At 74.5% G+C, this 13,068-nt stretch carries 11 protein-coding genes and 3 riboswitches; of the genes, 9 read left to right on the top strand and 2 right to left on the bottom strand.

The window, feature by feature from the left end; genetic code table 11:
* Positions 1-36: 36 nt before the first annotated feature.
* Positions 37-146: riboswitch (SAM riboswitch) on the bottom strand.
* A 462-nt stretch (positions 147-608) separates the two neighbouring features.
* The 6 genes from QRT05_RS10040 (at position 609) to QRT05_RS10015 (ending at position 6,811) form a co-directional block, all read left to right on the top strand.
* Positions 609-1,427 (top strand): DUF1684 domain-containing protein, encoded by an 819-nt coding sequence (locus QRT05_RS10040; RefSeq protein WP_289447076.1) that lies wholly within the window; start codon positions 609-611, stop codon positions 1,425-1,427.
* Positions 1,424-2,491: an amino acid ABC transporter permease gene (locus QRT05_RS10035; RefSeq protein ID WP_289447075.1), complete on the top strand. Its 1,068-nt coding sequence runs from the start codon at positions 1,424-1,426 to the stop codon at positions 2,489-2,491. The genes QRT05_RS10040 and QRT05_RS10035 overlap by 4 nt, the downstream gene beginning before the upstream one ends.
* Positions 2,488-3,270, top strand: a complete 783-nt coding sequence (locus tag QRT05_RS10030; RefSeq protein ID WP_289447074.1) for an amino acid ABC transporter ATP-binding protein — start codon at positions 2,488-2,490, stop codon at positions 3,268-3,270. Before QRT05_RS10035 ends, QRT05_RS10030 begins: the two co-directional genes overlap by 4 nt.
* A 68-nt stretch (positions 3,271-3,338) precedes the next feature.
* The gene (locus QRT05_RS10025) at positions 3,339-4,343 is read left to right on the top strand and encodes an ABC transporter substrate-binding protein (protein ID WP_289447072.1); all 1,005 of its coding nucleotides are present in this window, start codon (positions 3,339-3,341) and stop codon (positions 4,341-4,343) included.
* A 105-nt stretch (positions 4,344-4,448) separates the two neighbouring features.
* Positions 4,449-5,597, top strand: coding sequence for an N-methyl-L-tryptophan oxidase (solA, locus tag QRT05_RS10020; RefSeq protein ID WP_289447070.1), 1,149 nt, complete (start codon positions 4,449-4,451; stop codon positions 5,595-5,597).
* Positions 5,594-6,811, top strand: coding sequence for an LLM class flavin-dependent oxidoreductase (locus tag QRT05_RS10015; RefSeq protein WP_289447067.1), 1,218 nt, complete (start codon positions 5,594-5,596; stop codon positions 6,809-6,811). Before solA ends, QRT05_RS10015 begins: the two co-directional genes overlap by 4 nt.
* Before the next feature lie 75 nt (positions 6,812-6,886).
* Here QRT05_RS10015 and QRT05_RS10010 read toward each other — a convergent pair whose 3' ends face one another.
* Positions 6,887-8,200 carry an LLM class flavin-dependent oxidoreductase gene (locus QRT05_RS10010; protein ID WP_289447066.1) on the bottom strand — a complete coding sequence of 438 codons (1,314 nt, stop codon included), beginning with the start codon at positions 8,198-8,200 and terminating at the stop codon, positions 6,887-6,889.
* 13 nt (positions 8,201-8,213) lie between these two features.
* Entirely contained in the window at positions 8,214-9,353 is a 1,140-nt protein-coding gene (locus QRT05_RS10005) for an LLM class flavin-dependent oxidoreductase (protein ID WP_289447065.1), read from the bottom strand.
* Between the two features lie 14 nt (positions 9,354-9,367).
* A riboswitch (SAM riboswitch) is annotated at positions 9,368-9,478 on the bottom strand.
* Between the two features lie 156 nt (positions 9,479-9,634).
* Positions 9,635-9,743: riboswitch (SAM riboswitch) on the top strand.
* Between the two features lie 63 nt (positions 9,744-9,806).
* Here QRT05_RS10005 and QRT05_RS10000 point away from each other — a divergent pair.
* The 3 genes from QRT05_RS10000 to QRT05_RS09990 are packed head-to-tail and all read left to right on the top strand — an operon-like array spanning position 9,807 to position 13,068.
* The gene (locus QRT05_RS10000) at positions 9,807-11,312 is read left to right on the top strand and encodes an MFS transporter (RefSeq protein ID WP_289447064.1); all 1,506 of its coding nucleotides are present in this window, start codon (positions 9,807-9,809) and stop codon (positions 11,310-11,312) included.
* Positions 11,309-11,728, top strand: coding sequence for a rhodanese-like domain-containing protein (locus QRT05_RS09995; RefSeq protein WP_289447063.1), 420 nt, complete (start codon positions 11,309-11,311; stop codon positions 11,726-11,728). The genes QRT05_RS10000 and QRT05_RS09995 overlap by 4 nt, the downstream gene beginning before the upstream one ends.
* Positions 11,725-13,068 (top strand): amidohydrolase, encoded by a 1,344-nt coding sequence (locus tag QRT05_RS09990; protein ID WP_289447062.1) that lies wholly within the window; start codon positions 11,725-11,727, stop codon positions 13,066-13,068. Before QRT05_RS09995 ends, QRT05_RS09990 begins: the two co-directional genes overlap by 4 nt.

Genomic DNA, 13,068 nt, shown 5'->3' with positions numbered 1-13,068 from the left:
GGACAGCATCGGGCATGCGAGCTCCTCGCGTGGGGACTTGCGTGCTTGCACGGCGGTTGCCGTGCCCGGTCGTCACCTGGAGCACCCCGCCACGTCCGGAGGGTTGCTGCCCGACCAGCCAGGGCTTGTCGTCGGGGCTCGAGACCGCGGCGAAGGTAGGAAGGCCGGGCGGCCTGGTCAAGGGGCGGTCAGAGCCGTCTCAGGATTCGGACGGCGCATCTCGGTGGTTGACGAGACTGCCTCCGCTGCCTAATGTCCCGTCCGTCAGATAAGCCGACTGAACCGGTCGGATATTCGAGAGGGACGCAGATGAGCCGGCAGGCACGGGTCGACGGGCGGGACGCGCAGCGCGTTCCCTCGTCCCTGCCTGCACGCGCCGCCGTCGTCTCCGCCGCCTCGTGTCCGGGCGTCGCCAGCCCCCAGGGCTGTCCGGGTCGCTGACCCCCTCCGCGTGGCCCCCCCACGCCGAGCCGGCACCGCTGACCGTCCGCCGTCAGGGCGTGCGCCCGTCCCTCACGGGTCGTCGACGCCACCCGCGGGCGGCTCGATGCCTCCCGAGCCCCGCCGCCGTACCCCGCACTCGCAGGCTGCCTCCGAGAGGAACCGTCATGACCAGCACCGTGATCGACACCGACCCCGCCACCGAGCGGGCCGACTGGCACGCCGAGCGCGAGCGAGCGCTGCTCGAACCGCACGGCTGGCTGTCGCTCGTGGCGCTGCACTGGCTGCCCGCGGGCCCGTCGGAGCTCCCCGGCGTGCCCGGCCTGTGGTGGTCCGACCGCGACGGGACGGCACACGTCCGTGCCGCGCTCGCGGACGGCGTCAGGTACGACGGCGCGGCACTCGACGGCGAGGCCGCCGTGGCCGTCGCCGAGGGCAAGTCGTCCTCGGTGCTGGCCTTCCGCGACGCCGACGGAGAGCCGGCCGACGTCGTGGTCGAGGCCATCCGCCGCACGGGCCGCACGGCGGTGCGGGTACGCGACCCGCGCGCTGCGAGCCGCGCCGGGTTCACCGGTGTCCCGATCGCCGCGTACGACTCCCGGTGGGTGATCGACGCGCCGGCCCGCTGGTACGCGGAGCCGCGCCCGGCCGTCGTGGGTGCCGCTCAGCTCGGCCTCGTGCACCACGTGCAGCTCGTCGGCGAGGTCGACCTGGTGCACGGCGACGACGTCGCGACGCTGCGGCTGACCGCCGGGCACCGCGACGGCGAGGTGGGGCTGCTGTTCTCGGACGAGTCGGCGGACGTCGCCGAGTGGCGGGTCGCCTTCGCGTCGGCCGTCCCGGGTGACGCGACGGTCCGGCTCGACCTCAACCGCGCGGTGAACCTGCCGTACGCGTTCAGCGACTTCGGCACGTGCCCGGCACCCGTCGAGGGCAACCACGTGCCGTTCGCCGTCACCGCGGGCGAGCGGCGGCCGGTCCGATGAGCGCACCCACGCTGGCCCGTCCCTCCGCGCCCGTGCCCGCCGCGGGTCGCGAGGAGCTCGAGAGGCTCCGCGTCCTGCCTGCTCGCCACCCCGGCCGGTGGATCGCGACCGCCGTGGTCGCGGTGCTGCTCGCGATGGTGATCAGCTCGCTGGTCACCAACGCGCAGTGGGGCTGGGACATCGTGCGGCAGTACCTCACGTGGCCCTCGATCCTGTCGGGCGTGTGGGGCACCATCCGCCTCACGGTCGCCGCGGCGGTGATCGGCTTCGGGCTCGGCACCGTGCTCGCGCTCATGCGGCTGTCGCGCTCGCCGCTCCTGCAGTCGGTCGCCTGGCTGTACATCTGGGTGTTCCGCTCCGTGCCGCTGATCCTGCAGCTGCTGCTCTGGTACAACCTCGCCTACCTCTACCCGACCCTCACGGCGGGCATCCCCTTCGGGCCGGGCTTCCACGAGTTCGAGACCGGGAACCTCGTCGGGAAGTTCGGCGCGGCCATCCTGGGCCTGGGCCTGTCCCAGGCCGCCTACTCCGCGGAGATCGTCCGGGCGGGGATCATCGGCGTCGACCAGGGCCAGCACGAGGCCGCCGCCGCGCTCGGGATCCCGCGTGCCCGGCAGCAGGTCCGCATCGTGCTCCCGCAGGCCATGCGCACCATCGTGCCCACGTCGGTCAACGAGATCATCGGCCTGCTCAAGGGCACCTCGGTGGTGTACGTGCTCGCGTACGGCGAGCTGTTCTACACCGTCGGCGTCATCTACGGGCGCAACCTGCGCGTGGTCCCCCTGCTGCTCGTGGCCGCCATCTGGTACCTGGTCCTGACCACCGTGCTGACCATCGCCCAGTTCTACCTGGAGCGCTACTACGCCCGCGGTGCGCTGCGGACGCTGCCGCCCACCCCCGTGCAGAAGGCGCGGTGGTCGCTGCTGGTGGCGTGGGCGCGGCTGCGCGGCGCGCCCGTCCCGGCCAGCGTCCCCGCGGGCTGGGCGAGCGCCAACCGCACCACCGGACACCTGCTGCGACGCGGGAGCACCCCGTCCAGCCGCGACGTCGGAGGACTCGTATGACCGCCACCACCGAGCAGCGCGAGGGCCTCGTCGAGGTCCACGGCGTGCACAAGAGCTACGGGACCCTCGAGGTGCTCTCGGGCGTCGACCTCGTGGTCCGACCCGGCGAGGTGACGGTCGTGATCGGGCCGTCCGGCTCGGGGAAGTCCACCCTGCTGCGCGTGATCAACCACCTGGAGAAGGTGGACCGCGGGTTCGTCGCGATCGACGGCGACCTCATCGGCTACGCCCGCAAGGGCGACACGCTGCGCGAGCTCAAGGAGAAGGACATCCTGCGCCAGCGCACGCGCATCGGGTTCGTCTTCCAGAGCTTCAACCTCTTCCCGCACCTGACCGCGCTCGAGAACGTCGTCGAGGCGCCCGTCTCGGCGCAGGGACGTCCGCGCTCGGAGGTCGAGCCGGAGGCCAGGGCGCTGCTCGAGCGCGTGGGGCTCGGCGACAAGGCCGACGCGCGGCCGCGCCAGCTGTCCGGTGGCCAGCAGCAGCGTGTGGCGATCGCCCGCGCGCTGGCCACGCGCCCCAAGGTGCTGCTGTTCGACGAGCCCACCTCGGCGCTCGACCCCGAGCTGGTCGGTGAGGTGCTCGACGTCATCAAGGACCTCGCGCGCGGCGGCACCACGATGATCGTCGTCACCCACGAGATCGGCTTCGCCCGCGAGCTGGCCGACACCGTCGTGTTCATCGACGCCGGCCGGATCGTCGAGCAGGGGCCGCCGGCCCAGGTCCTCGACCACCCCGCGCACGAGCGCACCAAGGCCTTCCTCGACAAGGTCCTCTGACCCCCTGCCCGGCGACCGCCGGGCCGGTATCCCGCACCACCCGTCAACGCATCCTGAGAGGCACCACGATGACCCGCACGACCGACCCCCGTCGCAGCAGGCTGCTCGCCGCTGCCGTCGTCCTCCCGCTCGTCGCGGGGCTCGCGGCCTGCTCCTCGGCCTCGGCCGACAGCGACACCGACAGCGACCAGCAGGCGGCGGCCCAGAAGGCCGGCCTGACGGTCAACACCTCGCCGGACCAGGACCGCATCCACACCACCAAGGACGACGCGGCGATCGCGCTGCTCCCGGCGGCCTACAAGGACAAGGACACCCTCAAGGTGGCCGTCAGCGCGTACGTCGCGCCGCTCGCGTTCCTCGCGGACGACGAGAAGACGCCGATCGGGAACGAGACGGACATCGCGCAGCTCGTGGGTGACGCGCTCGGCAAGAAGGTCGAGTGGGAGGTCACCGCGTGGGCGGACTGGCCGCTGGCGCTGTCGTCGGGCAAGGTCGACGCGATCGTCTCGAACGTGACCGTGACCGAGGAGCGCAAGGAGACGATCGACTTCTCCTCGTACCGCAACGACGAGCTCGGCTGGCTCGTGAAGACGGGCAACACGAAGGTGCCCGCCAAGATCGAGAAGCCCGCGGACATCGAGGGGCTCACGGTCGCCGTCGGCTCGGGCACCAACCAGGAGAAGATCCTGCTCGAGTGGGACAAGGAGAACAAGGCCGCCGGGCTCAAGCCCGTCAAGATCGAGTACTTCGAGAACGACGGCGACACGATCCTGGCGCTCCAGTCCGGCCGCATCGACACCTCTTTCGGTCCCAACGCGACGGCCGCGTACAAGGCCGCCGTCTCGCCGAAGGACTTCACGGTGGTCGGCACGCTCAACGGCGGCTGGCCCGCGACCGCGCAGATCGCGGTGGGCACCAAGAAGGGCAACGACCTGGCCCCCGCCATCACGGCGGCGCTCAACCACGCGTTCGAGGACGGCTCCTACGCCAAGGTGCTCGAGCGCTGGGGCCTGACCGCCGAGGCGATCACGAAGTCCGAGACCAACCCCCCTGGGCTCCCCAAGGAGTCCTGACGAGCCGCTGCGCCGCGCCGGGAGGAGTCGGGGGACGCTGACCCGGCGCGGCGCAGCAACCTTGTCCAGCACGTGTTTCCAGCAGCCCACGCCGTGAGGAGAACGATGACGGTCGACCACGTGGTCGTCGGCGGCGGGGTCATGGGTGCCGCGGCAGCCTGGCAGCTGGCCAGGCGCGGCCGGGAGGTCGTCCTGCTCGAGCGGTTCGGTCCCGGGCACCTCCAGGGGGCGTCGCACGGCTCGTCGCGGATCTACCGCACCACGTACGCGTCCGACGACTACCTGGACCTGACCCAGGAGGCCCTGGGGCTCTGGCGCGAGCTCGAGGCCGCGTCTGGCTCGCAGCTGCTCACCCTCACCGGTGGCGTGAGCCATGGGACGGGCCGCGCCGACCTCGCCGAGATCGCGGAGGCGTTCACCGCGCGCGGCGTGCCGTTCGCGTGGCTGTCGCCGCAAGAAGCGCACGAGCGGTGGCCCGGGCTGCGGTTCGACGGGCCCGTGCTGCACGAGAGCGCGACGGCGGGACGGCTGCACGCCGACCGCGCGGTCGCCGCGTTCCAGCGTGCTGCGGCCGCGCACGGTGCGTCCGTCCGGTACGACTCGCCGGCCCGGGCACTGCACGAGCGCGCCGACGCCGTGGTGGTCGACACCGACGACGGACCCCTCACCGCCCGGTCGGTCGTGGTCGCGGCGGGTGCGTGGACGGCCGGCCTGCTGGGCGCGGGCAACGGCCTGCCCCCGCTCGTGGTGACCCAGGAGCAGCCGGCCCACTTCCGCCTCCGCCCGGCGTCGGCGCCGGCCGACGACTGGCCCGTCTTCACCCACCAGCCTCGCGAGCCGCACGACTACCCGAGCGGCACGTACGGGCTCGCGGTGCCGGGGGAGGGGGTCAAGGTCGGCTTCCACGGGGTGGGACCCGTCACCGATCCCGACCACCGCACGTTCACGCCCGAACCAGGGCAGCTCGCGACGTTGCGCGACTACGTCCGCGCGTGGATCCCGGGCGCGGACCCCGACCTGCTCGAGCCCATCTCGTGCACGTACACCACCACGCCGGACCACGACTTCGTGCTCGATCGCCGGGGCCGCGTCGTCGTCGCGGCGGGCTTCTCGGGGCACGGGTTCAAGTTCGCCCCCGCGATCGGCCGCCTGCTGGCCGACCTCGCGACCGACGACGAGGCCCGCGCGGCACCCCGCTTCGCGCTCGGCCGCCACTCGACAGACCGAACCACCGGAGAGACGAGGACCCGATGACGACCGCCACCGAGAGCCGCCCAGCCGCCCAGGACCAGGTCGGCGGGACGCGCGTCCCGCTGTCCATCCTCGACCTGGCGACCGTGAGCGAGGGCAGCACCGGCGCCGACGCGATCCGCGCCTCCGTCGACCTCGCCGTGCAGGCTGACGGGTGGGGCTACCGGCGGGTCTGGTACGCGGAGCACCACCTGTCGCCCGGGGTCGCCTCGGCGTCGCCGGCCGTGCTCGCCGCGCTCGCCGCGTCGCGCACGTCGCGCATCCGCGTCGGCTCGGGCGCCGTGCTGCTCAGCACCACGAGCCCCGTGATCGCCGCGGAGCAGTTCGGCACGATCGCCGCGCTGCACCCCGGACGGGTCGACCTCGGGCTCGGCCGTGCGTTCGTGCCGCCGCCCGCAGGCGCGACGCCCGCCGCCGCGCCCGCACCGGTGCCGGCGACGCCCGCACGCGTCGTCGACGGCCTGCACGTGCCCGCGACGCCGCCGTTCGACTTCCGCTCGGCGAACCTGCGCGAGCGGTTCGCCGCCCACGCCCAGGCGCTCGGGGCGAACCGCACGCCCGGCGACTTCCGTGCCGAGCTCGAGCTGGTGCTCCGGCTGCAGGCGTCCGAGCACGTCGACACGGCCGGGACCTCGTTCGTGAGCCCGCCCGTGCACGACGCCGCGTTCGACCTGTGGGTCCTCGCCAGCAGCGGGGGCGACAGTGCGCGCGTCGCGGGTGCCCTCGGCCTGCCGCTCGCGGCGAACTTCCACGTGAGCCCGTCCACGGTGCTCGAGACGGTCGCGTCGTACCGCGAGGCGTTCCGGCCAGGCGTGCTCGCCGCTCCCTACGTCGTCGTGTCGGTGGACGTCCTCGCCGCCGCGACCGACGCGGAGGCCGAGCGCCTCGCCGACCCGCATGCCGCCTGGGTGTGGTCGATCCGCAAGGGCACGGGTGCGATCGCGTACCCACGCCCCGGCACGACGACACCGTGGGAGGAGCGGCCGGACGACGAGCGCGAGCTGCTGCTGGACCGCATCTCGTCGCGCGTGGTGGGCAGCCCGGCCACGGTGGTCGAGCGGCTCGAGGCGCTCCAGCGCGCGACCGGAGCCGACGAGCTCCTGGTCACCACGAGCACGCACGACAAGGCGGACACCGTCCGCTCGTTCGAGCTCCTCGCCGAGGCCTGGGGGTTGGCCTCGGCGACGTCGGCATCCGCACGCGCTGCGACTGCCTGACACGAGGAAGAAGCCCGCCCCCGGTCGACGGACCGGGGGCGGGCTTCATCGTGCTCTGCGACAGGTGCCTGCGTGCTAGGCGCCGACGAGCACCGCCCGGTGCGGCACGGGTGCACGCAGGCCGAGGTGGTCGCGCAGCGACGTGCTCGTGTACTCGGTGCGGTACGCCCCGCGCTCCTGCAAGGCCGGGACGAGCAGGTCCACCACGTCGTCGAGCCCGGTCGGCACCAGCCACGGCGTGATGTTGAAGCCGTCGGTGGCCCCCGAGCGCACCCAGCGGACGAGCTCGTCGGCGACCGACTCGACGCTGCCGACGAAGCCACGCTGCCGGTCCTGGGCGAGCACGAGCTGGCGGATCGTGAGGTGCTCGGCCTCGGCCCGCTCGCGCCAGGCGCGGGCCACGGCGCGCGGGTCGGCACCCGGCCGCGGCGAGCCGCGCGTCTCGCTGACCTGCGTGATCGCGGGGTCGTGCGCCGGCAGCGGGCCGTCCGGGTCGTACGACGACAGGTCCTCGCCCCACACCTGGCCCAGCAGCGAGAGGGCGGTCGCGGGCGTGACCTGCTGCTCCTTGACCCACCGGGCCTTCTCCCGTGCCTCCTCGTCCGTCGCCGCGAGGATGAACTGGGTGCTCGGCAGGACCTTGATGTCGTCCTCCGGCCGCCCCGCCGCCCGCAGCCGCGCGCGGATGTCGTCGGCGAACCCGAGTGCGTCGTCGAAGTCCGTGCCGTGGGCCGAGAAGATGACCTCGGCGTGCCGCGCCGCGAAGTCGCGTCCGTCGGGCGAGTCGCCGGCCTGGAAGAGCACCGGGTGGTCGGCGAGCTCGACGGTGGGCTGCACCTCGAGCTCGACGGTCGACGCGGCGTACCTCACGGTCGAGCCGAAGCCGTCCCAGATGGCCTGGGCCGCCTGGACGAACTCCGCGGCCCGCTCATAGCGCTGCGAGTGGTGCAGCCAGCCGCCGCGCCGGAAGTTCTCCCCGGTCCAGGCGTTGTCCGTGGTGACGATGTTCCACGCGGCGCGGCCGCCCGAGAGCGCGTGCAGGCTCGCGAGGCGACGCGCCAGGTCGGCCGGGTCGTTGTAGGTGACGTTCTGCGTGGCGGCCAGCCCGATGTGCGTGGTGACCGCGGCGAGCGCCGCCAGCTGCGTGATGGCGTCGGGGCGGCCCACCACGTCGAGGTCGTGCAGGAGCCCGTTCTGCTCGCGCAGGCGCAGCCCCTCGCCCAGGAAGAAGGCGTCGAACAGGCCGCGCTCGGCGGTCTGCACCACCTGGCGGAACGTCTCGAAGTCGAGCTGCGAGCCGCTGGCGGGGTCGGACCAGATGGTCGAGTGGTTGACGCCCTGGAAGAAGACTCCGAGGTGCACGTGGGCGTGCGGGAAGCGGTCGGTCATGGCGGTCTCCTTCTCAGGCCGTCGCGGCGAAGCGGGACGCGGGTCGGGGCAGGCCGAGGGTGTCGCGCAGGGTCGCACCGGGCCGGGGGACGGGCACGGCGCGGGCGACGCGCAGGGCCGGGAGGACGTCGCGCACGAGCACGGGCAGGTCGTCGTCCAGCACCGACGGCAGGATGCGCACGCCGTCCACGACGCCGCGCAGATCGAGCAGCAGCGCGACCAGGCCGGCCGCGTCGCCGGTATAGGCGAGCCCCGTGGTCGTGCCGGGCACGAGCGCGTCGAGCTGGTCGCGTCGAGCCGTACCGGGCGTGCCCGCCGCGTCCAGCGTGACGGTCAGGTCGACGAGGACGCGAGCGACGCCGTCCCCGCGGGCGGCGTCGACGTCCGCCAGGTCCGGCACGAGCGCCACGTCGAGCAGCGCGCCCGGGACGGTGCCCACCCGCCCGACGACCACGGCTTGGCCCTGGGGCCCTCGGGGCACGATCAGCGGTCCCTTGACGGTGAAGGGAGCCCGGGCGCCGTCGGGAGCGGAGCGCAGCGCAGGAGAGGCGAACGGGCCGTCACCACCGCTCGCGAAGTCGACGTAGTGCAGGCGCTCGCGGTCGATGTACCGGCCGGTCGCGGTGTCGCGGATGGTGGCGTCGTCGTCCCACGAGTCCCACAGATCCCGCACGACCGTCACGACGTCGACGGTCTCGGCCACGAGGTCCTCGCCGTCCGCGACGGGCCGGTCGAGCGCGCGCCGGGCGCCCGGCACCGGTCCCGTGCCGACCAGCCAGCCGGCGCGGCCGCGGCTCGCGTGGTCCAGCGCCGCGAGCTGGCTCGCGACGTGGAACGGCTCGGTCACCGCCGGGTGGACCAGCGGCACGAGTCCGAGCCGCGAGGTGAGCGGCGCGACGAACGCGGCGCGGGTCACGGCGTCGATCCGGTGCGCCGCGCGCCCGGGGGCGGGGGTCAGGGAGTCGTCGAACGTCACGAACGTGACGCCCGCGTTCTCCGCCGCCGCGGTGACCGTCCGGACGCGGTGCGCGTCGGGGGTGACTCCGGGCCGGCCCGGCGGCGTCGCGGGCGTGGTGTGCGGCGCGAGCAGGTGCGCGGCGGGGTGCTGGCCCGCGCCGTCCACCTCGAGGGCGATGTGCAGGATGTCGGTCATGGTTCCTTCCAGGGGGACATCGCTTGCGACCGCGGGTGCGGCCGCCAGGTCGTGCTCGGGGGCACCCCGCCGGTGTCTGGGGGTTGCCGCTCCGCCTGCCGAGCCAGACGGCGGAGCTCGGGACCGCCGCGCACCGTAGGTGGGGCCCGGGGGGTCGTCAACGACGGCGGCCGTTCGTCTCACGAACGCGGGCCCGGCCCCCGGAGCAGCGCTTCCCGCGATGTGAGACGGCGCTGACCGCCCGTTGACTTGCGCGCGGTCCGGGCGGACTCTCCGGCCCAGGTCACGAGCCTCGCCGTCTGGCCCGGCAGGCGAGGCAGCAACCCCCGGCACATGCGGGGTGCTCCCGGGCTAGACCCGGCCCGTCACCACGGCGGGCAAGCAGTGTCACGAGAGGACGTCCCACATGCCTGCCGTCGCGTCGTCGACCCGAGCCTCGGCGACGGTGGCCGCATGACGGCGCACGGCGACAGCGTGCTCGCCCCCGAGGAGGAGGCCGCGGCGCGGACGGGCAACCGCGTGCTCGCGGTCTGCCTGGTGGTGGGCTTCGCGACGCTCGTGGACCAGTCGATCCTCACCGTCGCGCTGCCCGCCGTCCGCGAGTCGCTCGGCGCGAGCACGAGCCAGGTCCAGTGGATCGTAGCCGCGTACTCGCTGGGCTTCGCGATCACCCTCGTCCCCGCCGGACGGCTGGGGGACGCGCGCGGCAGGCGCCGGTTGCTCGTGGGCGGTGTGGCGTCCTTCTCGCTGCTCAGCGTGGTGGCCGCGACGGCACGCAGCGCCGACGTGGTCGTTGTCTGCCGGCTGCTGCAGGGCTTCGCCGCCGGCACCGCGAATCCCCAGGTCATCGGGCTCATCCAGGACCACTTCGCCGGCTGGCGGCGCACCCGCGCGCTCGGTGCCTACGCCACGGTCGCCACGTTCGCGGGCATCCTCGCGCCGCTGCTGGGCGGGGCGGTGGTCGCGCTGGTCGGCGGCGCCGGGGCCTGGCGCTGGGTGGCGGCCGTCAACGTGCCGTTCGGGATCGCCGCGGCGGTGCTCGGCGTCCTCTGGCTGCCGCGCGTGGCACGGCGGCCCGGGCGCGCGAGCCTCGACGTGCCCGGCGCGGTGCTGCTCGGCGCGGCGACCCTCGCGGTCCTGCTGCCGGCCGTCGCGCTGAGCGGCGGTGGCTCTGCCAGCTGGTGGAGCCTGCCGGTGCTGGCTGTCGTCGTCACCACGCTCGTCGCGTGGGAGCGGCGGTTCGCCCGCCGGGGAGGCACCCCGATCGTCCTGCCCGCCCTGCTCACCGACAGGAGCTTCGCGCTCGGGACGCTGGTCGCGACCTTCGCGTTCGGCGCGATGCTCGGCACGTCGCTCGTGCTCGTGCTGTTCCTGCAGGAGGGCCTGGGCCTGAGCGCCTGGCACGCCGGGCTCGTCGGCACCCCCGGCGCCGTGGTCGGTGCGGGCTCCTCGCTGCTCGCCTGGCGGGTGGCCGCGCGGCACGGGCGGCCCGCGGTGACGGCGGCGCTCGGCCTGGTCGCTGTCTCCCTGGTGGGCAGCGCCGCGCTCGTCGCGTGGGCGCCCGCGCAGACGGTCGTCGCGGGGCTCGTCGCGGCGCAGGTCCTGAGCGGGGCCGGCAGTGGGTTGGTCCACGCGCCCAACCAGTCCCTGACCCTGCAGGGCGTCCCGCCCGGCACCGCGGGGCTGGCCGCCGGGTTCCTGCAGGTGGCGCAGCGGATCTCGGCCGTGCTGAGCCTCGCGGTGCTGGGCGGCGTGGTGCTCGCCTCGGTGGAGCCGGGCGACGTGACCGGCTACCGCCGCGCCTCCGCCATCGCGCTCGCCGTCACGGCAGCCCTCGTCGGCGCCGCGGTCGCCGCCTCCCTCGCGGACCGGTGCCCGCACAGCACCCTCGTCCTCTCACCCGCAGCACCCGATCCCCGTCCAGCCAAGACGCTCGAACCGACAGGAGCACGACCATGACCGGCACCGCACCCAGCACCGCACCCGCCGTGGACCTCTCCCTGGACGAGGCCGCCGCTCTCGCCCCCGCCGTCGACGCGGTGCACGCCGCCGCTCAGGTCGCGCACGGGGCGCTGCTCATCGACGTCCGCAGCGACCAGGGCCGCGCGGCGACGGGATCGATCCCCGGTGCGACCGTCGTGGACCGCTACGAGGTCGACCAGGCGTTCGACCTGGCCGCGGCCACCCGGCTGGCGCCCGTCGTGTCGCTCGACACGCCGATCGTCGTGGTCTGCGGATCGGTGCGCGGCTCGGGCCCGGTGGCGGCGGCGCTGCGCGAGAAGGGCTTCACCAACGTGGTGCACGTCGAGGGCGGCGCACCCGCCTGGCGCGACGCGGGCCTGCCGTTCGAGCCGGGCGCGGAGGCGAGCGCATGACGGCGGGTGTGAGCACCGCGTTCCTCGACGAGCTGCACGCCGCGACCGAGCGCAGACGGGCGGCGTTCGTCCCGCTCACGTCGCCGTTCGCCGGTGCGGCACCCGAGCAGGTCGCGCTCGTCCGCACCGCGGCGAAGGCCGTGCAGGACCCGTCGCTCGCTCTCGCGGCGCAGGTGCACGGCTTCGCCGAGGAGGCGTTCCGGGAGGTGCAGTCCGTCGCTGCCGTCGCCGAGCTGCTGCGCGCCGAGGACATCCCCGCGCAGGTCGGCACGCACGGGCTCGCGACGTCGTTGCGGGCCGGGCTCACCGCGCGCGGCGCGGACGACGGGGGCCCGGCCGGTGGTCCGACCATCGCGATCCTGGCGGAGTACGACGCCCTGCCGGGCGTGGGGCACGCGTGCGGGCACCATCTCATCGCCGCCGCCGCGGCCGGCGCGTTCCTCGCCCTGCACCGTGCGGTCCAGGCGGGCCTGCGGTTCGACGGGCGCGTCCTGCTGCTCGGCACCCCCGCGGAGGAGGGCGCGTCCGGCAAGGAGATCCTGGCGCAGGCGGGGTTCTTCGACGGCGTGGACGCGGCGATCATGGTGCACCCGTTCGGGTACGACGTCGTCGACCATCCCTTCCTGGGTCGCCGCCAGCTGCGCGTGACGTACCGGGGAGTGGCCGCGCACGCGTCGGCCAGCCCCTTCATGGGACGCAACGCGCTCGACGCGGTCGCGCTGAACTACCAGGCGGTGGGCCTGCTGAGGCAGCACATCCCGCCGAGCGACCGCGTGCACGGGGTGATCCGTGAGGGTGGCGATCGCCCCAGCGTGGTGCCCGAGCGGGCGTCGGTCGAGTACTACGTCCGCTCGGCGAGCCCGCAGACCCTCAAGGACCTGTCCGGCCGGCTGGAGGACGTGGCGCACGGGATCGCGCGTGCCACGGGCACCACGGTCGAGCTCGCGTGGGACGCCGCGCCGTTCACGCTCCCCGTGCGGACCAACGGCCCGCTCGCCGCGCGGTGGGCGGGTCACCAGGCGGTCCAGGGCCGCACCGCGCTGGCGGGTGGCGTGGTCCCGGAGATCCTCGCGGCGTCGACCGACTTCGGGAACATCAGCGTCCGCCTCCCGGGGATCCACCCGATGATCGCGGTCGGCGACCCGGACGTGGCCCTGCACACGCGCGAGTTCGCCGACGTGGCCGCCGGGCCGCGCGGCGACGCCGCCGTGGTCGACGGTTCGGTCGGGCTGGCGCTCACGGCACTGGACTGGCTCGCGGACGCCGACCTGCGCGACGCGGTGCGGGCCGACTTCGAGGCCGCGGGCGGTGCGCTGGACGTCGCGGGGTACTTCGCATGA

This window comes from Cellulomonas edaphi, from assembly GCF_030362815.1.
Taxonomy (GTDB): domain Bacteria; phylum Actinomycetota; class Actinomycetes; order Actinomycetales; family Cellulomonadaceae; genus Cellulomonas; species Cellulomonas edaphi.
Note: the sequence above shows the minus strand (reverse complement) of the source record. Positions and strands in the feature narration are given on the sequence as shown.

Bases quoted from the DNA above. Each gene is read 5' to 3' on its own strand.
- QRT05_RS10030 (WP_289447074.1), top strand. From the start codon at position 2,488: ATGACCGCCACCACCGAGCAGCGCGAGGGCCTCGTCGAGGTCCACGGC.
- QRT05_RS09990 (WP_289447062.1), top strand. From the start codon at position 11,725: ATGACGGCGGGTGTGAGCACCGCGTTCCTCGACGAGCTGCACGCCGCG.
- QRT05_RS10010 (WP_289447066.1), bottom strand. From the start codon at position 8,200: ATGACCGACCGCTTCCCGCACGCCCACGTGCACCTCGGAGTCTTCTTC.
- QRT05_RS10035 (WP_289447075.1), top strand. From the start codon at position 1,424: ATGAGCGCACCCACGCTGGCCCGTCCCTCCGCGCCCGTGCCCGCCGCG.
- QRT05_RS10040 (WP_289447076.1), top strand. From the start codon at position 609: ATGACCAGCACCGTGATCGACACCGACCCCGCCACCGAGCGGGCCGAC.
- QRT05_RS10000 (WP_289447064.1), top strand. From the start codon at position 9,807: ATGACGGCGCACGGCGACAGCGTGCTCGCCCCCGAGGAGGAGGCCGCG.
- QRT05_RS10005 (WP_289447065.1), bottom strand. From the start codon at position 9,353: ATGACCGACATCCTGCACATCGCCCTCGAGGTGGACGGCGCGGGCCAG.
- QRT05_RS09995 (WP_289447063.1), top strand. From the start codon at position 11,309: ATGACCGGCACCGCACCCAGCACCGCACCCGCCGTGGACCTCTCCCTG.
- QRT05_RS10025 (WP_289447072.1), top strand. From the start codon at position 3,339: ATGACCCGCACGACCGACCCCCGTCGCAGCAGGCTGCTCGCCGCTGCC.
- solA (WP_289447070.1), top strand. From the start codon at position 4,449: ATGACGGTCGACCACGTGGTCGTCGGCGGCGGGGTCATGGGTGCCGCG.
- QRT05_RS10015 (WP_289447067.1), top strand. From the start codon at position 5,594: ATGACGACCGCCACCGAGAGCCGCCCAGCCGCCCAGGACCAGGTCGGC.